This window comes from Mesorhizobium sp. LNJC394B00 (genome assembly GCF_000502555.1).
Classification (GTDB): domain Bacteria; phylum Pseudomonadota; class Alphaproteobacteria; order Rhizobiales; family Rhizobiaceae; genus Mesorhizobium.
On sequence record NZ_AYWH01000001.1, the window covers coordinates 65,265 to 85,040 of the forward strand.

The window sequence follows — 19,776 nt, forward strand, 5'->3', positions numbered from 1 at the left end:
AGGACAGAGGGGGGCGCGAAGGATCGCAAGTCATCGCGATCACACGGAGGATTTTCCCAATGACAGTCGCGCTCGAAAGCCCCGCCATCGCAGCAACCAAGCCCGCCAGACACCGCCGCTTCTCCATCAGTGCCGTCACGCCCTACCTCCAATCGGCGCCGCTGGCGCTCATCCTCGGTGCGTTCCTGCTCTTGCCAATCATCATGATCGTCGTCGTCTCCTTCTGGGATTATGACTTCGCCGCCATGTATCCGGATTTCCTGACGACGAACTATTCCGACGTGCTGGGATCATGGGTCACCTGGAAGACCTATCTCAACACCATCAAATTCGCTGCCATCGTCTGGGCTCTGACCTTGTTCATCGGCTTCTGGGTCGCCTATTTCCTCGCCTTCCATATCCGCACCACCGCCATGCAGATGGTGCTGTTCCTTGTCTGCACGGTGCCGTTCCTGACCTCCAACATCATCCGCATGATCTCGTGGATCCCGGTGCTTGGCCGTAACGGGTTGATCAACTCGACGCTGGTGCAATTGGGGCTGGTGCCAAAACCCATCGAATGGCTGCTCTATTCGGAATTCGCCGTGGTGCTGGCCATGGTGCATCTCTACACGCTGTTCATGGTAACGCCGATCTTCAACACGTTGATGCGCATCGACCGCTCGCTGGTCGAGGCCGCGCGCGATGCCGGCGCGTCCGGCTGGCAGGTCTTGTGGAACGTCGTCATCCCGCTGGCCAAGCCCGGCATGGCGATCGGCACCATCTTCGTCGTCACGCTGGTGATGGCCGATTTCTCCACTGTGCAGGTGATGTCGGGCGGCCAGAGCGCGTCGGTCGCACTGATGATGAAGAACCAGATTTCGCTGCTGCAGTATCCCGCAGCCGCCGCCAATGCCGTAGTGTTGCTGGTGTTGGTACTGTTGATGGTCGCGGGCATCCTGCGCATCGTCGACATCCGCAAGGAGCTTTGAGGTGAGCCACGAAAAACGCACCTTCGAGTTCTATGTGCTTGCGGCCTTCTTCACTCTGTTCGTGCTGTTCCTCTATGGCCCGCTATCGGCGATCCTGATCCTTTCTTTCCAAGGCGAGACCGGCGGCCTCACCTTCCCGCTCAATGGCGTGTCGCTGCACTGGTTCGCCAATCTGTTCGAGCGCCAGGCGGTCGGCGATTTCGGCGGCAGCTTCAAGCGCTCGCTCGTGCTCGGCCTCATGGTGATGATCGTCACCGTCGTCGTGTCGCTGCTGGCAGGGCTCGCTTTCCGGCAAAAATTTCGTGGCGCCACCGCTTTGTTCTACCTGGCGGTCGCCAGCCTCGTCGTACCCTCGATCATCATTTCGCTCGGCATCGGCGTCGTGTTCCAGCAGGTCGGCTTCCGCCCGGCCTGGTACACATCGGCCTTCGGCGCGCACCTGACCTGGACCTTGCCCTTCGGCGTGCTCATCATGTTCGCCGTCTTCAACCGCTTCTCGCCCGCCTACGAGGAAGCAGCGCGTGACCTGGGCGCCAACTCCTGGCAGACCTTCGCCCATGTCGTGCTGCCGATGATCGCGCCGAGCCTGATCGGCGTCGGCCTGTTCGGCTTCACGCTGTCCTATGACGAGTTCGCCCGCACGCTGATGACGTCGGGCACCTTCAACACGCTGCCGCTCGAGATCTACGGCATGACCACCAATGTCACGACGCCGGTGCTCTATGCGCTGGGCACGGTGACCACCGTGTTCTCCTTCCTGGTGATCCTGGCCACACTGGGCGCCATCCTCTATGTCGGCCGCAAGCGGGCCAGGGTTTGATCGTGCAGATACTGGTGGTGAACCCCAACACGACGGCGAGCATGACCGAGACGATCGCGGCGGCGGCGCGCGCCGTTGCCGGCGCCGGGACCGAGGTGATCGCGGTCACCTCCTCGATGGGTCCTGCCTCGATCGAGGGCTATTATGACGAGGCATTGGCCGTGCCCGGCCTTTTGATGGAGATCGCCGCCGGCGAACGTGCCGGGGCTCAGGCCGCCATCATCGCCTGCTTCGACGATACCGGCCTGGATGCGGCACGCGCCATGGCCTCCATTCCGGTCATCGGCATCTGCGAGGCCGCACTCAGTGTCGCCTCCTACATTGCCCAGCGCTTCACAGTGGTGACGACCACCGAACGCTCGCGTGTCCCTGTCGAGGGGCTGGTGCACCGCTACGGCATGGCCGGGCGTGCCCGCGTGCGCGCCGCCGACATTCCCGTACTCTCGCTTGAAGACGCTGCTTCCGGCGCTGTCGAGAAACTGCGCGCCGAGATCGCCCGCGCCATAGCGGAAGACCGCGCCGAGGCCATCGTGCTCGGCTGCGCCGGCATGGCCGACCTGGCACACCGGTTGCAGCAAGAGTTCGACCTGCCCGTCATCGACGGCGTCGGCGCCGCCCTCAAACAGGCCGAGGCGCTGATCGCATTGGGCCTGTCGACCTCGAAGCGCGGCTCCTATGCCAGTCCGCTGGCCAAGCCCTATCGCGGCGTGCTGAAATCCTTCTCGCCGGGGGTGGTCGCCGCGGAGTGAACGCTATGAAGCCTACCGTCCGCGCATTGTCTCCGCCGGAACTGACCGTTCTCATCGACTGGGCGGCGGCTGAAGGCTGGAACCCTGGCCTTGACGATGCCGCCGCGTTCCGGCCAACCGATCCTGAAGGGTTCATCGGCGCTTTTGTCGACAACGAGATGACCGCCGCCATCTCGGCTGTCGCCTATGGCGGCAACTTCGGTTTCATCGGTCTCTACATCTGCCGACCAGACATGCGCGGCAAAGGCCATGGCAAAGCAGTCTGGAATGCGGGCATGGCCAGGCTGGCCGGCCGAACGGTCGGCCTCGACGGGGTCGCCGCGCAGCTGGCGAATTATCGCCGCACGGGATTCAGCTCGGCGTACGAAACCATCCGCTTCAGCGGCCGTATCGCGACCCCGCCCGTCCGAAGCGAAGGGGTGCGCATGATAACCACGCAACTCGTGCCCGACATCATCGTCTATGACGCCCGCTGTTTCCCCGCGCCTCGACGAGCCTTCCTGCACCGCTGGGCGCAGCCGCCGCATTGCGGGTTCGCCGCGATCAGTTCACTCGGCACCATAGGCTACGCCGTGGCTCGTCCCTGCCGTTCGGGTTACAAGATCGGCCCGCTGTTTGCCGACGACACCGAGACGGCGATGCAGTTCATGGGCAGTCTGGCTGCCGCATGCGAAGGTGGCGACCTGCATATCGACGTTCCTGCCGAAAATTTCGATTTCACCAAGGCGCTTGCAGCGATTGGTTTCAGGCCGACCTTCACCACCACGCGCATGTACAAGGGCCCGCCTCCGAAGGTCGACTCGCGCCGAATATTTGGCGTGACGACCCTGGAGTTGGGGTAGATCCCGGCGCCGGCTGACAGGCTTGGTTTTTCGGGAGCCGGCGGGCGATGGACGAGCCGATCCGTAGTAGCGCCGCCTAAGTCGAATTGTCTGATGTCTCAGGCGGCGCTACGTCGTCCCGGCACGGGGTTACCCGGCGTCTCGTGGCCGATCGGCGTCACCAGAGTGAGGTCGGGATAGCCGCTTTCGATCAGCTCGACGGCGGCCTGCGCCACCTCATCGTCCGCCTGCAGCATGGACATGAAGACCTCAGTGCTGTCGCCGACCAGTCGGCTGATGCCTTGCGCATCGGCCGGTCCGCATTCGACGATGACCAGATCATAGGCGGTGGTCAGCGACTGCATGATGATCGGCAGCCGGTCGGCGGCGCGCATGGCGCGCACCGGATCGGCGGTGCCGACGGGAACGACGTGGCAGTCCGAATAGAGGTCGGCGTGGATGACGTCGCTGAACTGCGCTTCCGAAGCCAGCAGATTGGTGATGCCGGGGAAAAGTCCGCTGTCCAGCATCGGCCGCGACGCCGCGCCCGATGCGGTCAGATCGAGCAGCAACACGCGCAGGCCGGCGTCGGAGACTTCGCGCGCTACCAGCACTGCCGAGGCCGCGGCCTCATCGCCTTCGGGCGAGACGAAGATGGCGCGCGCAGCACCGCTGGCGATCAGCTTCTCCGCCGCCTTCTCGACATCGATCTCGCCAAGGCTGGAGCGGACAGGTTCAGGTTCGGCTTGCGGTTCGGAACCGGCAGCCGCTGCTCCTTCCAGCACTGAAGGAGCCGGCTCGGGCTCTGGCACCAGTTCAGACTCCACGGTCGTCGGCTGATCGTCCACTTCCACGACCTCAGGAGCCGGTTCCGGGTGGACGACCGGCGCCGACATTGCCGGCATCGCAACCTGCTCGATACGCTCGAAGCGCGCCCCTGGGGCCGGACGCATGGCGCGGCCGGAAAACAGCTCCTGCAGCAGCGTGATGACCGACATCAGCAGCAGCGAGCCGACTAAGGCGGCGCCGACGATCGGCACGAGCTTGGGGAAATAGGGTTCCGACGGCACGCGCGCCTCGGAAAACACGCTGGCATCGACCGGCAGGTAATTCTTGCGCGAGGACACTTCGCGGAAGCTCGCCATATAGGATTCAAGCTGCTGGCGCCGGACGTTCGCCTCGCGCTGCAGCGCATCCAGCTGGACCTGCTCCTCGCCGGCCCGCGACGACGCCGCTTTCAGCGTGTTGACGTCCGATATCAGCTGGTTTTCGCGCGCCTGGGCGGTCTGCGCCTGCGTCAGCAACCCGCGCATGATTTTTTGCGCTTCGTTGCGGATCTGGCCGTCGAGATCGGCAAGCTGCGACCTCATCGCCCGCAGGCGGGGATGGTTGTCGAGCAAGGTGGTGGAAAGATCGGCGATGTTGGTTCTGAGCTCGATCTGACGCTCACGCAGCCGCTGGATCAGATCGGAAGACAGCACTTCGGGTACAGCGTCCAGAGAACCGCCATTCTGCAAAGCCTGGCGCACCCTTTCGGCCGTTGCCTCGGCCGAAGCGCGGCTGGCGCGCACACGCGACAGTTCGGTCGATAGCTCGGACAATTGCTGCGTGGCCAGCACCGAATTGTTGCCAGCCATCAACAGGTCCGACTGGGCGGAGCGGAAGGCCGCGACCTTGGCCTCTGCATCCCTGACCTGCTTCTGCAGATCGTCGATTTCCGGCCCGAGGAAGGCGGTCGCGGCGGCGTTCGACTTGGTCTTGGCGTCCGCCTGGTAGGCCAGGTAGGCCTTGGCGATGGCGTTCGGAATGTCAGCGGCAAGCTGGGGATCTTCAGAGGAAAATTCGACGGCGATGACGCGGGTCTTTTCCACGCCATAAACATTGAGCTTGTCGCGCATCTTCGTCAGCACGCGCTCTTCGAGCGGAATTTCTTCCGGATCGCTCTTCAGCCCGGCAATGACCAGGAGCCGGGTGACCGGCGACATGCCGAGCGCATAGTTGAACTCGGGCTTGTCGCCCAGCTTAAGGTCGGCAGCCACCTGCTTGAGAATGTCGGACGAGGAAATGACCTGAACCTCGGTTGCTACACCTTCTGCATCGAGCACAGGTTTGTCGTCTTCATTGGTGCCGGCAGGGCGCGTATAGGCCGATTCGCTCAACTGGATTTTCAGCTGCGTCGTGGCCTTATAATGCGGCGTGGCAAGCCACGCGAACGCGAAGGCGAGACCAGTGACGAGAAGCGTGATCACAAGAATGCGCAGCCAGTTCCGCGCCAGGCTGGCGAAGAGCTGTCTCAGGTCGACATCGACATCTGCGGCCGCGGACTGGTCGGACATGCATTCCTGCTCCGGACATGAGGCTAGATGGTAGGGTAAACAACTATGGTAACTCAGCCGTTAAGATCGCGGTAAGCAGCTGTTAGGGTTTGCTGACATCCGGTAAACAAAGCCAGCAAAACTATACGGCTTTTTGTCGATTGCCGCCAAATCGGCCGCGTCCCTTTACCGGCCATTAACCCTAACAGGATGATAACGAACCCAGATCCTTAAGGTTTGCCGCCGTGTCCTGGCGGCCATAGCGACGAAGGTGTGTGCCCGATCATGAAAAGCGCTGCTGGTCTGTTTCGCGCTCTGCTGGCCGTGTCGATCCTCGCCGGCTGCTCCAGCTACCGGCCGACGCCGGCGGCCTTCCACGAGGTACTCGACCAGCCCTATCGGCTCGGCGCCGGCGACCGTGTCCGCGTCACCGTGTTCGAACAGGACGGTCTGACCAACACCTACAGTGTCGATCAGTCCGGCTACATGTCCTTCCCGCTGGTCGGCGCGGTGCCGGCGCGTGGCCACACGGCCCAGCAGCTGGAAAAAGCGCTCGCCGACAAACTGCGCCAAGGCTATCTGCGCGACCCCGACGTGTCGGTCGAGATCGATCGCTACCGGCCGATCTTCGTCATGGGCGAAGTGGGCGCCGCCGGCCAGTATTCCTACGTGCCGGGCCTCACCGTGCAGAAGGCCATCGCGATTGCCGGCGGTTTCTCGCCGCGCGCCAACCAGGAAAGCGTCGACATCACCCGCGACATCAACGGCAAGGTGATGACAGGCCGGGTGGTTACCTCCGGTCCGCTGCTGCCGGGCGACACGGTCTACGTTCGCGAACGCCTGTTCTGACATCAACGTGGCGGACCAGCTCAGGATCGTCCACTGCTTTCGCTCACCCGTCGGCGGGATCTTCCGGCATGTGCGCGACCTGACGGAGGCCCAGCTCGCCGCCGGACATGTTGTCGGCATCGTCTGCGATTCGACCACCGGCGGCGAATACGAGGAACGCCTGTTCGACCAGATGAAGGACAGCCTGGCGCTCGGCATCCATCGCACGCCGATGCAGCGCCATGTCGGGCCGGGCGACTTCGCCTCGGCCTGGCGCACTTACAGGATCATCAAGGAATTGCAGCCGGACGTGTTGCACGGACATGGCGCCAAAGGTGGCGCCTATGCCCGTCTGTTCGGCTCATTGTTGCGGGTATCTAGGTCTCGCGTAGCCCGCCTCTATTCGCCGCATGGCGGCTCCCTCCACTATGATGAAACGACGACGACCGGGAAGCTGTTCTTCGCGCTCGAGCGCTTCATGGCGCGCTTCACCGACTGCCTGCTGTTCGTCTCCGACTATGAGCGGCGCACCTATCGCAGGAAGGTCGGCGAACCGCCTATCCCGAACACGCTGGTCTATAACGGCCTGCGCGCCGCCGAGTTCGAACCGGTGGTCGCACAGCCCGACGCGGCCGACCTGCTCTACATCGGCATGATGCGCGACCTCAAAGGGCCTGACATTTTCATCGACGCGCTGGTGCTGGCCGGGTCCCAGCTTGAGCGCCGCTTGACCGCGGTCATGGTCGGCGATGGCGACGACCTGCCGCGCTACCATGCGCAGGTGAAACGGCTGGGCCTCGGAAAACAGGTCCGCTTCTTGCCGCCGATGCCGGCCAGGGAGGCATTTTCGCTGGCCGATCTGGTCGTCGTCCCCTCCCGCGCGGAAGCCATGCCCTATATCGTGCTGGAGACGCTGGCGGCCGGCAGGCCGATGGTCGCCACGGCCGTCGGCGGCATTCCCGAAATCTTCGGGGAGGGATCCCCTGCCCTGATCCGTCCCGATCCGCGCCAACTCGGCGACAAGATGGGTGAAGCGCTGCGCGATCTCGACGCCTACCGGCGCGCCATGCCCGATACGGCCAGCCTCAGGGCGCGATTCGGCGCCGATGTGATGGCCGCCGAAATCGAAAAGGCCTATTTCGCCGCGCTCAACAGATAGACGACCCTCCAAAACCACAAGTTGTCTCAAGGTTTTTTTAGCTCTCTTTCTGCTATCGTCATCGCGGAAGCTTGTGGGAAACCCGATGAACGAGACCGACCCCACGCGCCGCTTTTCGGCCGATGCGGTGCGCAAATTCGACAGTCCTGCCGAGAGCCCCACGCCCGGCGGCATGAACAGTGTTGCCCGCCAGGTCGCCTCGCAATACCGGCGCGATACGATGTCGCCGGTCATGGTCAGCGGCGTATTGCGCATCGGCGAATTCGGCTTGCTGTTCCTGTCGGGGCTCGCGCTCTACTTCCACTTTGTCGGCTTCTTCAACTATCTCGCCTGGCAATATCCGCTGACCATTGCCGCGGCGTCATTCGTGGCCGTGGTGCTGCTCGACGTCAGCGATTGCTACCAGATCTCCGCCTTGATGCGACCGATCTCCAATCTCGGCCGCGTGCTGATGGTCTGGGCCGGCACCTTCGCGCTGATGGCGCTGACGGCCTTCATCATGAAAATGTCGGAGGATTATTCGCGTCTGCTGTTCGGCACCTGGTTTGTCGTCGGCCTGCTTCTGCTGTTCGGCCTCAGGCTGGTGATGTCGAAGCTGATCCGGCGCTGGGCGCGCAACGGCCGCATGGAACGCCGCGCTGTCATCGTCGGCGGCGGCAAGGCGGCCGAGATGCTGATCCGCTCGGTCGAGAAGCAGCCAGACAACGACATCCGTATCTGCGGCATCTTCGATGACCGCGGCGACAAGCGCTCGCCGCCGATCGTGGCCGGCTATCCCAAGCTCGGCACCATTTCGGAGCTGATGGAATTCGCCCGCATCGCGCGCATCGACATGCTGATCGTGTCGCTGCCGCTGACTGCCGAAACGCGCGTGCTGCAACTGCTGAAGAAGCTGTGGGTGCTGCCGGTCGACATCCGGCTCTCGGCGCATTCCAACGCGCTGCAGTTTCGCCCGCGCGCCTATTCCTACATCGGCTCGGTGCCGATGCTCGACATCTTCGACAGGCCGATCAACGACTGGGATTCGGTCGCCAAGCGCGCCTTCGACATCGTCTTCTCGCTGATCGGCATCATCCTGTTTTCACCGGTGATGCTGGCGACTGCCATCGCCATCAAGCTCGACAGCAAGGGTCCGGTGCTGTTCAAGCAGAAGCGGCACGGCTTCAACAATGAGATCGTCGAAGTCTACAAATTCCGCTCCATGTATACCGACCGCTCCGACCCGACCGCCAAGCAGACGGTGACCAAGAACGATCCGCGCGTCACCCGCGTCGGCCGCTTCATCCGCAAGAGCTCGATCGACGAGCTGCCGCAGTTCTTCAACTCGCTGTTCGGCACGCTGTCACTGGTCGGTCCGCGCCCGCATGCGATTGCCGCGCAGTCGCACAACCTTCTCTACAATGAGGTGGTCGACGGCTATTTCGCCCGCCACAAGGTCAAGCCCGGCGTTACCGGCTGGGCGCAGATCAATGGCTGGCGCGGCGAGATGGACACCAATGAGAAGATCCGCATGCGCACGGAATACGACCTCTATTACATCGAGAACTGGTCGATGCTGTTCGATCTGCGCATCCTGCTCATGACGCCGCTGCGGCTGCTCAACACGGAAAACGCCTATTGAGCGCGATTTCCCATGATGTGCCGCAGGCTGCGGTCAATGCCAAGCTGATCGGGCTGATATCCTCCGGCGCGGTGTTTTTCGGCGTCTTCCTGTCAGGCTTCGTCATCGACGAACCGGCGCCCTACGATCTTTTCATGCTCGGGCTGATCGGGGTGTGGGTGCTGTTTGGCCTGCGCATATCGCGCGCCGCCGTGCCGCTGCTCGTGCTGCTGATCACGATGAACATCGGCGGCATGATTGCCATGACGCAGATGGCCGATCTCGCCAACACACCGCTCTATCTCGCCGTCTCGCTGTTTCTCGCGTTCACCGCGGTGTTCTTCTCGTCGGTGACGGCGGTGCAGCCCGGCCTCTACCGGCTGATCTTCATCGCCTATGTCGTCTCCGCGGTGGTGACCTCGCTGCTCGGCATTGCCGGCTATTTCCACGCTTTCCCGGGCGCTGAAATCTTCACCAGATACGACCGCGCCCAGGGCGCCTTCCAGGATCCGAACGTGTTCGGGCCGTTCCTGGTGCTGCCCGGCATCTATCTGCTCTATCTGCTGTTGACCGGCTCAATCGCGCGCATGCCGCTTCTGGCGGTGCCGCTGCTGATCATCACCGCGGGCATCTTCTTTTCGTTCTCGCGCGGCGCCTGGGGCATGTTCGCCGTCTCGGCCATCCTGCTCACCGGCGCCCTGTTCCTGCAAAGCAACAGCGGCAAGTTCCGGCTGCGCGTCATCATCATGACCATTGCCGCCGTCACCCTGCTGGTGGTCGCCATGATCGTCATTCTGCAGCTGCCCGGCGTCGGCGAGATGTTTTCCAGCCGCGCCCAGCTGGAACAGAGCTACGACACGGCGCGCCTTGGCCGCTTCGCCCGCTACACGATCGGCTTCGAGATGGCGCTCGAATATCCGCTCGGCATCGGCCCGCTGGTGTTCGGCACCATTTTTGGCGAAGACACGCACGACATCTGGCTGAAGACGTTGATGGATTATGGCTGGCTCGGCTTCGTCTCGTTCCTGTCGCTGACGCTGTGGACGATCGCCGCCGGCTTCCGCATCCTTTTGCGCGACCGGCCATGGCAGCCCTATCTGCTCTGCGCCTACGTCGCTTTCATCGGCAATATCGGGCTCGGCACCTTCATCGACATCGACCACTGGCGCCATGTCTACCTGCTGCTCGGCCTGATCTGGGGCGCGATCGCGCTGGAATACAGGCATCAGCGCGGGTTGCGGGCGGTGGCTGCAATCCGAACCGATGGGAAAGCCGCCGAGTTCGGATGACTTCGCCTTCGGAACGAATTGCGACCGACGATTTCTTCTATCTCGCGATACCGGTCACCCGCTCGGGATACCGCACTGCCAGCATCGATTTGTTGGCGTGATCGGCAAAGATGGCGCTGACCTTTTCGGCGTCGAACCGCGCCCTGCGTTTGCGCTTCTCGTCGTTCAACAAGATGCCGCTGATGGCATCGAACTTGCGGCCAAAATTCTTCATCAACCCTCTCTTGACCGGCCAGCTGCGGCTGAAGCGTCCGGCCCAGGGGGTGCCTTTCGCCAGGTCGCGATAGACAGCCATGGCGTCGACCTCGACACCGACTGGCCGAGGCTCCCAAGGTTTGCCCCACGCGAAGTGCCGCGCATAGCACCTGCTGAAAGGGAGCTGGCTGCTGTAGTTGGTCATCACGTTCCAGAACGGGTGCATCGTCTGCCATCGGCCTTCGAAGGCCACGTTCAATGCGCCCTGATCCATTCCGTAGACATGCTCGGACGCCAGCTGCCGCGTGCGCTCCAGAAGCCCCTCAGCCCTGAGCAGGGGCATGTTGAAGAGAAGAACGCCGGCGTTGAATTTCGGCGCTCCAGGCTGCATCGGCAGATGTTGCCTGTACTTTGCATCGAAGTAACTCTGCTCGTCGTGAGCGGCCAGCAACGGTGCATTGAGCGGGGTGCTGCAGAGATCGGCTATCGATCGGTTGAAAAGCACGTCGGCGTCTGAATAGGCGATGCGGTCGTATGGCTCGAATTCAGGCAATTGATCGGCAAACAGCCTGATGTAGGTCGCAAGGGTGGGATGCGTTCCACGGTTGAAGTTCGTCGCCTCCATGAATTTCGTCACGTCGATGATGCCGATCCTCCCATCGAGCAAACGCTCACCGGCAGACCGGTCGTCACCGGGAATGACGCCGGTGTGCAAAATAAAGCCGTCGACGGCGCCGGACAAATCCAACACACGGCGCGCCGCCAAGCAGGTGTACGGAAAATACCTTTGATCGGCGGCGAAAAAGAAGCATGGCTTTTGCGACACAGTCTAATTCTCCTGCCCTGCGCCTTACGGATCAAAGTCGCGAATGTCTCAAGCGAAGCCGCCGAGTATTTCAGGAAATTGCACGGCCATCGCACCGGCAAGGGCATGCTCGGCATATATCCTATGCACCTTGCTCCCATCATACCTTGCCCGCCGCCGATACCGATCCTTGTCAGGCAACATCCCCATGATGCCGTCGAACCTGCGAGCGAATCGCCTCATGACGCCTCGCTCGAAGGGAATGCGCTGCCGGAAGGGCTGGAGCCAGGGCGTATCCCTTGCCAGACCGCGCCAGACGGCAAGCGCCTCAAGTTCCACGTCGACCTGGCTCCCCCACGGCTTGCCGCCGGCGAAATGCCGGGCATAGGCTTGGGCGAACCGAAATTCCTTCGTATCGTTGGACATCAAATTCCAGTTCGGATGCATCGTCTGCCACTTGCCCTCGAAGACGATGTTCAGCGCGTTCTGATCGTTCATCTGCCCGGCAACGGCGACATCTCTGGCGCGGTGCAAAAGTCCCTGTTCACGCACCAGCGGCATGTTGAAGACGATGATGCCGGCATTGAAGTAAGGCGCTCCCGGCTGCATCGACAATTTGTGCCGGTAGCCCGGGCGGAAGTACATATAATCGTCATGGGCGGCCAACAATGGGGCATGAAGTGTCTGGCCCAACAGGTCACCTATATCCCGATTGAAGAGGACATCACAATCAACATGGGCGATGCGGTCATAGTCCGCGAACTGAGGCAGTTGGTCGGCGAAAAGCCGAACAAAAGTGCCGACATTGCTTGGCCGGAAAGTATGACCGGCCTGCGCAAACAACGCCGACACGTCCATTATGCGAAGGCGATTCTTCAGCAGGCGTTCAGCAACACGCATATCGGCATCGCGTGCGCCGAAATGCAGGATGAAGCCTGGCGTTGCGTCTCCCGAAACGTCCAGAATTCTGCGCGCCGCCAAGCATGCATATGGGAAATAGTTGGCGTCGGCCGCTAGAAAAAAACAGGAATTTGCCACGCGCAATCCTTCTTATCGGTATTGGGCAAGCCATACCGTCTTGGCGTTGCGCCGACAAGGCCGGATGCCTCGCGACTTTTCCGGTCCAACGCGCCGTTTTAACGCTTGCACCATACCCCTTGAAAATATATGGCTTTGCGCGGTCCGGAGTGTAGCGCAGCCCGGTAGCGCACTTGACTGGGGGTCAAGGGGTCGTCGGTTCGAATCCGGCCACTCCGACCAAACAAATAGTTGGCCGCTTCCCCCAAGGTGGTTACCGTCTTTTCGACTTCCCGCAAACAAGATGCATTCTTAAGCCGTCATGCTAGGCGTGCCGCTCGATAAAGAGTTCGATGGGACCTGTGAGAAAAGCAGCCTCCTGCTTGATCTTCTCGTCGCTCCATTCCCACCACCGGATCGCCAGCAATTTCGCAATAACATCCTGTGAAAAGCGATACCGGATAAGCTTGGCCGGGACCCCGCCGACGATCGCGTATGGCGGCACATCCCTGGTGACAATGGCGCCGGCCGCAACAATAGCGCCATCCGCGATGTGGACGCCTGGCATGATCAGCGCTTGGCGGCCGATCCAGACATCATTGGCGATGGTAATGCCGACGGGTTTGCCGCCGTGCGAATTGAGATCGGTCGCGTTCATCATGCGGCTGTGGATCGGAAAAGTGGTTGCAGCCCAAGGCACGTGGCTTCCCCCGGAACATTCAAAGCTCACGTTGCCGGCGACCGAACAGAACGCCCCAAGGGCCAACGGAGTGGCGGCAGACGCTCCAAGCACCTTCTTCCGGCTCACCCCATAGGTGTGACGTCCAACGGTCACGCTTGGGGGCAGCTTGGATCGAAACAGATTCCTCATGCGCAGCCAGCCCGTCACGGTGACCTCTTAAGCTTCTGGAGCAAGAGATCCGCGGGAGTCCGCCATAGACGATATCGACTGGCCTTTGCAACCTGCTGGCCGACTGGCGCCATGCCGTGCGCGTTAAAGAACGCATGAACACGCGGCTCAGCGAACTGCTTTTTGCCTCGGGTATTGTAGTGTCGGATCGGCAGGCTATGAGGGCTTATGGTTCGGCCGTTTTGAGAAAGGGCTACCCCGAGGCAGAACTGCTCGGGCGCCCAAGTGTCGGTCACCTTATGAACGGCCTTGATAGCGGCGAAGGCGTCCACCATGGCTGTGAGGTTGTCCCGGTGGATCCCGACGATGCCGCTGTTCCACATCGGTTCCTGGCCGGTCAGGACCTGGCCGCCGACGCTGATGTTCTTGCCCGGCAGCGCGTTCTGATAGATGCGATGCGGCCCTTCGCACAGGCGCATAGTGGAATGGGTCGCAGAGATCGAGCGGAAGCCCTTCGACGGGTCACCCACCGGGTACATGTCGGTGTCCATGAAAAGGAGCCGATCTGCTCGCTGCAAAAGCTCACGCATAGCCCCGGCCTTGATACCGAAATGGTAGCTTCCGCCGAAAGACCACTGGTCTTTCTGTTCGGCCGTTATGAGCATTGTCTCAACAGGATAAGCGCGAAATAGGTCAGTCCTGTCCGTTGCGACGACTATTCTGGCGGTCGGGCAATGGTGCAAAAGCTTGAGGGCGCTGAGTAGCGCGCCGCGATGGTAAAGCTCGTTCTCACCATAGGCGATGTAACCAAAAACGTCGTTCATTCCGCCACGTATAATGGGTCGTTCAATCTTCTACTAGCTGCGCTCGCAGTCGTTTTGCTCCCAGAAATCTCCTGCTGAAATCAGCCGACGATTACTACTGGCACACATCGACCCATTCGGCATCGACAATCTGTGCCATGCGCTCAGGGCTCAGCCGCACCGCGGCGTTGGTAGCGCCGGCCGCGGGCACGACTTCATCGAAGGCGCGCAGCGAGACGTCGCAATAGACCGGCAGCGGCGCCGGCAGGCCGAATGGGCAGACGCCGCCGACGGGATGGCTGGTAATCGCGACAACCTCGTCGGCGTCAAGCATGCGCGGCTTGCCGCCGAAACGGTCCTTGAATTTGCGGTTGTCGAGCCTCGACATGCCGCCGGCCACGATCAGCATGGTCTCACCGCCGACGCGCAGGCAGATGGTCTTGGCGATCTGCGCCGGCTCCACGCCATGCGCCTCAGCCGCCAGCGCCACCGTCGCGGAACTCGCTTCGGTGACGAGCACTTCGACATCGGGCGCATGGGCAGCCAGGAAGGCGCGCACGGATTCAAGGCTCATCTCGGCATTGTCCCATTCGAAAACGGTTAGCGTTCACACTGGATAGCTTCACGCTCGGTCGGCGGCAACCTCCCCGCCCCTCGACGGCTGCAGCGATACCAGGCCAGGCGGGTCGCGCCGCATGTCAGCAACGCAAGGCGCATCCCCCGTGCGGGAGATGTGTTCGGGCTGCTGCCTTGGTAGGTCGCAATAGATCAGGGCCGGCGCTGATGCTGTGCTCCCACGACCAACCGGAGAGATCATCATGCTCAAGCTCGCCTCGGCTCTGGCGCTGCTGCTTATCGGGACGGCGCCGCTGCTTGCCGACGACATGCCGATAAACGCGGACGCCATCAAATGGGGCCCTGCTCCTGCTGTGCTGCCCGCCGGCGCGGACATGGCTGTCATCGCCGGGGACCCCTCGACGGATGGCATCTACGTGCTGCGGTTGAAGCTGCCGGCCGGCTACAGGATTGCCGCGCACAACCATCCCACCTCGGAATATGTGACGGTGATTTCCGGCAATTTTCATATCGGCATGGGCGACAAGCTCGACGAGACCAAGGGCATCGAACTGACCGCCGGCGGCTTCGGCGTAGCCCCACAGGGAATGAACCATTACGCCTGGACGACAAGCGCTACGATCGTCCAGGTTCATGGCGAGGGGCCGTTCGCGATCACCTACGTCAACCCGGCGGACGATCCGAGCAAGAAGTGACATTCGCCGTTGGGCGAATGCAACAAGCCCGCCAGGGCAAACCATGGCGGGCTTGTTGAACGACGCTCGGCCGTTGTTTATGAAACGGACCGGTTTTCCACAGGCGCCGTGGGCGCCGGGGCATCGATCAGGGCCGTTTCCGGCAATTGCAATGCTGCGGCGATCCGGCGAAGTTTCGTCGGATCGGTGTCCTTGCCGCTCTCTATGTCGGCAATCTCGCTGGTCGACAGACCGCAGGTCAGGGAAAGCTCTTCAATACTGTATCCCTTTGTCTCCCGGATGGCTTTGAGGCCGGAGTGCTCGAGCGCAACGTCGGCCGCCAGCCTGGAGAAGGGTTCGTGTTTTGCAGTTTCGGGCATTGGCAACTCCATGGGGCTAAAGAGTTTTGGATCAAATGATAGGGTGTTGCCTGAGAGCCGGGACAATGCCCGCTTGACGGCGATTTGCCAAGGCCCAAACCGACCGTCACAGCATCGTGAACCGGCGTCAAAACCGCAGGCGCCAGGGCACATATAGGATCTCTGCCCCGATCTCCCAATCAAGTTCTTTTGAAGGGCCGCACGCCGAAGTGTTCAGCGGTTTTGCGCCGCTCGCGCGTTAGCCTGATGTTGCTGGCAGCCGCATCGGGCCAGCTTTTCCCAAGAGGATCAGATCCATGACATTCAAGACATCGGCCATCGTGCTCGCCACGATTTCAGGCCTCGCTGGCGCGAGCATGGTCGCGGCGCAAGCCGCCGAGGCCGTGCGCATTCGCGGCACGGTGACCGCCTTTGCCGGAGCGACGCTGACGGTGAAGACCCGCGAAGGCGCTACCGACGCCATCGCGCTGGCTGAAGGGTGGAAGATTTCCGGCGTCGCCAAGGCGGATGCCGGGGATATCAAGCAAGGCGATTTCCTCGGCATTGCCTCTGTTTCGAAGGCCGATGGCGGCAGCGGCGCGCTTGAGGTGGTGATCTTCCCGGCCGCGCTGAAGGGCGCCGGCGAAGGCGACCGCCCGTGGGATCTCGAGCCCAACAGCCGGATGACCAACGGCACGGTCGCCGATGTCACCGAGATTGCAGGTCGCACGGTGACGCTGACCTACGACAATGGCCAGAAAAAGCAGATCGCGATCCCGCAGACGACGCCGGTGGTGACCTTCGCGCCGGCGACGCCCGCCGACCTCAAGCCTGGCGCTGTGGTGTTCGTCAACGCCGAGCGCGGCAGCGACGGCAAGCTGACCGCGGGCCGGGTCGTTGTCGGCACCAACGGCGTCATTCCGCCGATGTAGGTTGCCGACGAAGCCGCCAGACACAATCCAGAAACAAAATTCTACAGTCCGGAAAAACTGTCGAAAAGTTCGGAGGCGATAGTCATGACTGCGGGGTTCACCGGCACCGATCTTGCTCGGTGACGGCCAAATTCAGCCCGCGCAGAAAAGGAAACGAAGTCATGAAGAAGTCCCTCCTGTCGGCTCTCGGGCTGGCTTTTGCCTTGGCTGTCTCTCTGCCCCTCATCGGCGCCAGCAGCGCCGACGCAGCACCGCTGCACAAGAAGCATCACCACCATCATCATCATCACAACAAGCATCACCGCCATCCCCATCACCACCGCCACCACCACAAGGTGGAGGCCAAGAAGGCCTGACACGGCCGACTTGCCCAACGGGAAGGCTGGCCCTGGAGTCCTCGTCAAGGCCGCCTTCCCGTTGGTTTTTGCCAGGCGACACGTGGAAAAGCTGAAGGCAGGATTCGATGGCGCCCATGCGCCAGAATGCGAGCAACCACAGCGCACCCAACGAACGTATCAGGCGCAAGGCCGACAACACAGCGGTAGCCAGCTGCAGGACACCCCGGGTCTCTCAATGCCGTCGGAACCCGCTAGGACGGCGCCGCGAACGCGAGCACTATTGCGATCAAAATCAAAAGCGGCCCCATCCATTTGAAATGCTTCGCGACCTGCAGCCACCATGGCTGCTGACCTTGCTGGGCCTGAAAAGGACTTTGGAGCAGCCCAAAACCAACGCCTGTCATCCACAACCCAGCGCAGAACATGATGAACTCGTCGATGTAATTAGCGACCACGCCCGTCTCCTCCGCCGGTACCTTTGGACTGGCGTTATAGTCGCAGCCGGGAGTGGCAGAAAGCGCGGTGCCAAGTGGCGGCAATGACTGCTGCCGCCACCTGACAAGAGCCGGGGGCGGACTCGGTCTTGGCTGGCCATTTGGGCACGCCACCGTGTGACCTTCGCATGGGATGCCGCGCTGCTACGTCAGCGCCCTTCACGCGAAATGCATGATCGATGCCCGCCCCGCCAGGCGCCGTCCGTTGGCGAAGGCTAAAAATCGACGTCGCAAAAAAAGGCGAAGAAAATTCGAACCACGCATGAACCTTTGCTTTGGAGGCCGCACTAACCGGCATGGACGCCGAGAAGGCGATCCCAACACAGAAGGACGCCATGGTGGCGATCCTCGATCCAGAGAAGGAAATGCTCAAATGACCAACTTCAAGCGCATCACGCTCGCCGCGGCCCTCATCGTCTCGGCCTTCGGTTCGGCTTCCGTTCCGACCTCGGCTTTCGCCAACGGCACGCATCCCACGGGCGACGGCGGCGCGGTTTGCAAGGGCTCCGGTCATTGCCTGGTGCTCTCGATCGAGTGCAAAGGCACCTATACGGACGCCACGGACAAGAATGGCACTGTCTATGGCAAGTGCAGCCAGACCGCGCAGGTTTCGCCGCAGGCCAAGATCAAGCTCGCCAAGTAATCGGCCGCAGATCAGGGAAATGGCGGTCGTCCGCGGGACGGCCGCCATTTTCTTTTTGTTTTCGTGAATTGTTTTAGCGCCGGCTGAGCAACAAGCTGGCGAGAAGGCCGACCACGACCAACCCAACAGCAGCGGCTGTTGCCGGACGATCGCGCGCCGTCTTTTCGATCGCCCTGCCCTGCTTCCTGATCGCCGGCAGCGCATCGCTGACAAGGTCGGCAAGCTGCCCATAATAGTCCGAAGCGGCATCGCGCCCGTCCTCGTAGTAAGCACCGCCGCGTTTGGCCACGACTTTGCGCAACGCGGCGAGCTCTTTGGAAAGGGTCGCGACCTGCTTTTCGAGATCGAGATCGGAGAGGGTCGAAAGCGATACCATGATTGTTTTTCCTTCTTTTGAGAGAAGGCCAAACGCATGGCCGCAGAACCGGTTCCGGTCTGCTTGCCCGAGGGCAGCGGAAAGGTTAGCGCACCTGGTCGAGCAGGCGCTTGCACTCCAGGAGGTCAAACAGCGCCTCCTGCAGCAAGGCCCGGTTGTCGCGCGACAGTTTCGATGCGCCGGGCTGGACCGGACCTTCCTCCTCGGTCTTGCCCAGGCCGAAAAAGCGGCGGCTGGGTTTTACCTTGGGCTGACCGACCAGCATCTCGTCATCCATGCCGCGCGGCTGGGCGGCTGGCGTCAGCGGCACCTGATCGGCCTGCCTGCGCTGCGAGATCGCTTCGACGGCAGCCATGTCGCCATTGCCGATGGCGACCAGGAAATGGTTGCCGTTCTCGCGCAGCAGTTTCTGCACGCCCTTGATCGTGTAACCCTGGTCGTAGAGCATGTGGCGGATGCCCTTGATCAGTTCGACATCCTGTGGCCGGTAGTAGCGGCGGCCGCCGCCGCGCTTCATCGGCTTGATCTGGTTGAAACGGGTTTCCCAGAAGCGCAGCACGTGCTGCGGCAGATCGAGATCCTCCGCGACCTCGCTGATGGTGCGGAAAGCGTCGGGGCTCTTGTCCATGGGCGAAATCCTCACGCTGGACGGCGATCCGGCCCAGTCTGCCGAATCGGGTATCATTTCAGCGGTTTATGAAACAATATTCAAGCCCGGCGTCAAAACGGCCCGGCGTTTTCAACCGAAGCCTGCGGCAGAACCTATTTGCCGCCCTTGGCCTTGCTGTTCTGGTGCGAGCGCAGGATACGGCTTTTCAGCACGTTCGACGACTTGAAGGTCATCACCCGGCGCGGCAGGATCGGCACTTCCTCGCCGGTCTTGGGATTGCGGCCGATGCGTTCGTTCTTGGAACGGACGTGGAAGGTGGCGAAGGACGACAGCTTCACCGTCTCGCCGCGTACGATGGCTTCACAGATTTCGTCCAGCACCGCTTCGACGAGTTCTGCCGATTCAGTGCGTGACAAGCCGACCTTACGGTAAACAGCTTCGGCAAGGTCGGCGCGCGTAAGTGTCTTTCCCCCCATGCGACCGTCCCATCAGTTCAAAAAACATAAATCGATACAGGTAAAGGCAGAGCCTAAGTAATTGATCCGGCAAGGT

At 61.9% G+C, this 19,776-nt stretch carries 22 protein-coding genes, 1 tRNA gene and 1 pseudogene; 13 read left to right on the forward strand and 11 right to left on the reverse strand.

The genetic code is table 11. The features are described from left to right. Window positions 1–59 precede the first annotated feature (59 nt). The 4 genes from X751_RS163015 to X751_RS163000 are packed head-to-tail and all read left to right on the forward strand — an operon-like array spanning window position 60 to window position 3,382. Window positions 60–971 carry an ABC transporter permease gene (locus tag X751_RS163015; RefSeq protein ID WP_023743596.1) on the forward strand — a complete coding sequence of 304 codons (912 nt, stop codon included), beginning with the start codon at window positions 60–62 and terminating at the stop codon, window positions 969–971. 1 nt (window position 972) lies between these two features. Beyond that, entirely contained in the window at window positions 973–1,791 is an 819-nt protein-coding gene (locus X751_RS163010) for an ABC transporter permease (protein WP_023730872.1), read from the forward strand. Between the two features lie 2 nt (window positions 1,792–1,793). Next, the gene (locus X751_RS163005) at window positions 1,794–2,540 is read left to right on the forward strand and encodes an aspartate/glutamate racemase family protein (protein ID WP_023682327.1); all 747 of its coding nucleotides are present in this window, start codon (window positions 1,794–1,796) and stop codon (window positions 2,538–2,540) included. A 5-nt stretch (window positions 2,541–2,545) separates the two neighbouring features. Continuing rightward, on the forward strand, window positions 2,546–3,382 hold the full coding sequence (locus tag X751_RS163000) for a GNAT family N-acetyltransferase (protein WP_023743597.1): 837 nt from the start codon (window positions 2,546–2,548) through the stop codon (window positions 3,380–3,382). Window positions 3,383–3,480: 98 nt separating this feature from the next. Here X751_RS163000 and X751_RS162995 read toward each other — a convergent pair whose 3' ends face one another. After that, the gene (locus tag X751_RS162995) at window positions 3,481–5,697 is read right to left on the reverse strand and encodes an exopolysaccharide transport family protein (protein WP_023743598.1); all 2,217 of its coding nucleotides are present in this window, start codon (window positions 5,695–5,697) and stop codon (window positions 3,481–3,483) included. Between the two features lie 264 nt (window positions 5,698–5,961). On the opposite strand from X751_RS162995, the gene X751_RS162990 reads away from it, so the two are divergent. From X751_RS162990 to X751_RS162975, 4 genes are all read left to right on the forward strand, one after another. Further along, the gene (locus tag X751_RS162990) at window positions 5,962–6,525 is read left to right on the forward strand and encodes a polysaccharide biosynthesis/export family protein (protein WP_023743599.1); all 564 of its coding nucleotides are present in this window, start codon (window positions 5,962–5,964) and stop codon (window positions 6,523–6,525) included. A gap of 7 nt (window positions 6,526–6,532) precedes the next feature. Then, window positions 6,533–7,663 carry a glycosyltransferase gene (locus X751_RS162985; RefSeq protein ID WP_023743600.1) on the forward strand — a complete coding sequence of 377 codons (1,131 nt, stop codon included), beginning with the start codon at window positions 6,533–6,535 and terminating at the stop codon, window positions 7,661–7,663. 85 nt (window positions 7,664–7,748) lie between these two features. Continuing rightward, on the forward strand, window positions 7,749–9,284 hold the full coding sequence (locus tag X751_RS162980) for an undecaprenyl-phosphate glucose phosphotransferase (RefSeq protein ID WP_023669388.1): 1,536 nt from the start codon (window positions 7,749–7,751) through the stop codon (window positions 9,282–9,284). Then, window positions 9,281–10,552, forward strand: a complete 1,272-nt coding sequence (locus tag X751_RS162975; RefSeq protein ID WP_023743601.1) for an O-antigen ligase family protein — start codon at window positions 9,281–9,283, stop codon at window positions 10,550–10,552. Before X751_RS162980 ends, X751_RS162975 begins: the two co-directional genes overlap by 4 nt. A gap of 37 nt (window positions 10,553–10,589) precedes the next feature. On the opposite strand, the gene X751_RS162970 is transcribed toward X751_RS162975, so the two are convergent. Both X751_RS162970 and X751_RS1000000165045 read right to left on the reverse strand, forming a co-directional pair. Continuing rightward, the gene (locus tag X751_RS162970; protein WP_023743602.1) at window positions 10,590–11,573 is read right to left on the reverse strand and encodes a glycosyltransferase; all 984 of its coding nucleotides are present in this window, start codon (window positions 11,571–11,573) and stop codon (window positions 10,590–10,592) included. A gap of 48 nt (window positions 11,574–11,621) precedes the next feature. After that, on the reverse strand, window positions 11,622–12,590 hold the full coding sequence (locus tag X751_RS1000000165045; protein WP_084569958.1) for a glycosyltransferase: 969 nt from the start codon (window positions 12,588–12,590) through the stop codon (window positions 11,622–11,624). Between the two features lie 145 nt (window positions 12,591–12,735). On the opposite strand from X751_RS1000000165045, the gene X751_RS162955 reads away from it, so the two are divergent. Continuing rightward, window positions 12,736–12,812: transfer RNA gene (locus X751_RS162955), tRNA-Pro, on the forward strand. An 82-nt stretch (window positions 12,813–12,894) separates the two neighbouring features. On the opposite strand, the pseudogene X751_RS1000000168565 reads toward X751_RS162955, so the two are convergent. The 3 genes and pseudogenes from X751_RS1000000168565 to X751_RS162945 all read right to left on the reverse strand — a co-directional run. Then, window positions 12,895–13,191, reverse strand: a pseudogene (locus X751_RS1000000168565) (CatB-related O-acetyltransferase); the annotation flags it as partial. A 263-nt stretch (window positions 13,192–13,454) separates the two neighbouring features. Then, entirely contained in the window at window positions 13,455–14,243 is a 789-nt protein-coding gene (locus X751_RS162950; RefSeq protein ID WP_023743604.1) for a hypothetical protein, read from the reverse strand. Between the two features lie 94 nt (window positions 14,244–14,337). Next, window positions 14,338–14,796: a YbaK/EbsC family protein gene (locus tag X751_RS162945; RefSeq protein WP_023743605.1), complete on the reverse strand. Its 459-nt coding sequence runs from the start codon at window positions 14,794–14,796 to the stop codon at window positions 14,338–14,340. Between the two features lie 244 nt (window positions 14,797–15,040). On the opposite strand from X751_RS162945, the gene X751_RS162940 reads away from it, so the two are divergent. Then, a complete protein-coding gene (locus tag X751_RS162940; RefSeq protein ID WP_023743606.1) occupies window positions 15,041–15,493 on the forward strand; it encodes a cupin domain-containing protein in 453 nt (150 codons plus the stop codon). 77 nt (window positions 15,494–15,570) lie between these two features. Here X751_RS162940 and X751_RS162935 read toward each other — a convergent pair whose 3' ends face one another. Continuing rightward, window positions 15,571–15,852, reverse strand: coding sequence for a helix-turn-helix transcriptional regulator (locus X751_RS162935; RefSeq protein ID WP_023743607.1), 282 nt, complete (start codon window positions 15,850–15,852; stop codon window positions 15,571–15,573). Window positions 15,853–16,148: 296 nt separating this feature from the next. On the opposite strand from X751_RS162935, the gene X751_RS162930 reads away from it, so the two are divergent. Together X751_RS162930 and X751_RS1000000165055 are read left to right on the forward strand one after the other, a co-directional pair. After that, on the forward strand, window positions 16,149–16,763 hold the full coding sequence (locus X751_RS162930; RefSeq protein ID WP_023669379.1) for a hypothetical protein: 615 nt from the start codon (window positions 16,149–16,151) through the stop codon (window positions 16,761–16,763). Window positions 16,764–16,924: 161 nt separating this feature from the next. Next, the gene (locus tag X751_RS1000000165055; RefSeq protein WP_081726109.1) at window positions 16,925–17,119 is read left to right on the forward strand and encodes a hypothetical protein; all 195 of its coding nucleotides are present in this window, start codon (window positions 16,925–16,927) and stop codon (window positions 17,117–17,119) included. A 233-nt stretch (window positions 17,120–17,352) separates the two neighbouring features. Here the strand turns inward: X751_RS1000000165055 and X751_RS162920 are convergent, their stop codons facing one another. After that, the gene (locus X751_RS162920) at window positions 17,353–17,556 is read right to left on the reverse strand and encodes a hypothetical protein (protein ID WP_023697438.1); all 204 of its coding nucleotides are present in this window, start codon (window positions 17,554–17,556) and stop codon (window positions 17,353–17,355) included. Between the two features lie 412 nt (window positions 17,557–17,968). Between X751_RS162920 and X751_RS162915 the strand changes: the two genes are divergently transcribed. Further along, window positions 17,969–18,238: a hypothetical protein gene (locus X751_RS162915; RefSeq protein WP_023669376.1), complete on the forward strand. Its 270-nt coding sequence runs from the start codon at window positions 17,969–17,971 to the stop codon at window positions 18,236–18,238. Window positions 18,239–18,311: 73 nt separating this feature from the next. On the opposite strand, the gene X751_RS162910 is transcribed toward X751_RS162915, so the two are convergent. The 3 genes from X751_RS162910 to X751_RS162900 all read right to left on the reverse strand — a co-directional run bounded on the left by X751_RS162910 (window position 18,312) and on the right by X751_RS162900 (window position 19,700). Next, window positions 18,312–18,614, reverse strand: a complete 303-nt coding sequence (locus tag X751_RS162910; RefSeq protein ID WP_023669375.1) for a hypothetical protein — start codon at window positions 18,612–18,614, stop codon at window positions 18,312–18,314. Window positions 18,615–18,699: 85 nt separating this feature from the next. Further along, window positions 18,700–19,242, reverse strand: coding sequence for a MerR family transcriptional regulator (locus tag X751_RS162905; protein ID WP_023669374.1), 543 nt, complete (start codon window positions 19,240–19,242; stop codon window positions 18,700–18,702). 134 nt (window positions 19,243–19,376) lie between these two features. Next, complete coding sequence (locus X751_RS162900; protein ID WP_006201891.1) at window positions 19,377–19,700, reverse strand: integration host factor subunit alpha; 324 nt, start codon at window positions 19,698–19,700, stop codon at window positions 19,377–19,379. Window positions 19,701–19,776 lie beyond the last annotated feature (76 nt).

What these genes read in the sequence shown, in the direction of transcription:
- X751_RS163015 (WP_023743596.1), top strand. Translation starts at nt 60, where the DNA reads ATGACAGTCGCGCTCGAAAGCCCCGCCATCGCAGCAACCAAGCCCGCC.
- X751_RS163000 (WP_023743597.1), top strand. Translation starts at nt 2,546, where the DNA reads ATGAAGCCTACCGTCCGCGCATTGTCTCCGCCGGAACTGACCGTTCTC.
- X751_RS162995 (WP_023743598.1), bottom strand. Translation starts at nt 5,697, where the DNA reads ATGTCCGACCAGTCCGCGGCCGCAGATGTCGATGTCGACCTGAGACAG.
- X751_RS162990 (WP_023743599.1), top strand. Translation starts at nt 5,962, where the DNA reads ATGAAAAGCGCTGCTGGTCTGTTTCGCGCTCTGCTGGCCGTGTCGATC.
- X751_RS162980 (WP_023669388.1), top strand. Translation starts at nt 7,749, where the DNA reads ATGAACGAGACCGACCCCACGCGCCGCTTTTCGGCCGATGCGGTGCGC.
- X751_RS162950 (WP_023743604.1), bottom strand. Translation starts at nt 14,243, where the DNA reads ATGAACGACGTTTTTGGTTACATCGCCTATGGTGAGAACGAGCTTTAC.
- X751_RS162945 (WP_023743605.1), bottom strand. Translation starts at nt 14,796, where the DNA reads ATGAGCCTTGAATCCGTGCGCGCCTTCCTGGCTGCCCATGCGCCCGAT.
- X751_RS162940 (WP_023743606.1), top strand. Translation starts at nt 15,041, where the DNA reads ATGCTCAAGCTCGCCTCGGCTCTGGCGCTGCTGCTTATCGGGACGGCG.
- X751_RS162935 (WP_023743607.1), bottom strand. Translation starts at nt 15,852, where the DNA reads ATGCCCGAAACTGCAAAACACGAACCCTTCTCCAGGCTGGCGGCCGAC.
- X751_RS162930 (WP_023669379.1), top strand. Translation starts at nt 16,149, where the DNA reads ATGACATTCAAGACATCGGCCATCGTGCTCGCCACGATTTCAGGCCTC.
- X751_RS1000000165055 (WP_081726109.1), top strand. Translation starts at nt 16,925, where the DNA reads ATGAAGAAGTCCCTCCTGTCGGCTCTCGGGCTGGCTTTTGCCTTGGCT.
- X751_RS162915 (WP_023669376.1), top strand. Translation starts at nt 17,969, where the DNA reads ATGACCAACTTCAAGCGCATCACGCTCGCCGCGGCCCTCATCGTCTCG.
- X751_RS162910 (WP_023669375.1), bottom strand. Translation starts at nt 18,614, where the DNA reads ATGGTATCGCTTTCGACCCTCTCCGATCTCGATCTCGAAAAGCAGGTC.
- X751_RS162905 (WP_023669374.1), bottom strand. Translation starts at nt 19,242, where the DNA reads ATGGACAAGAGCCCCGACGCTTTCCGCACCATCAGCGAGGTCGCGGAG.
- X751_RS162900 (WP_006201891.1), bottom strand. Translation starts at nt 19,700, where the DNA reads ATGGGGGGAAAGACACTTACGCGCGCCGACCTTGCCGAAGCTGTTTAC.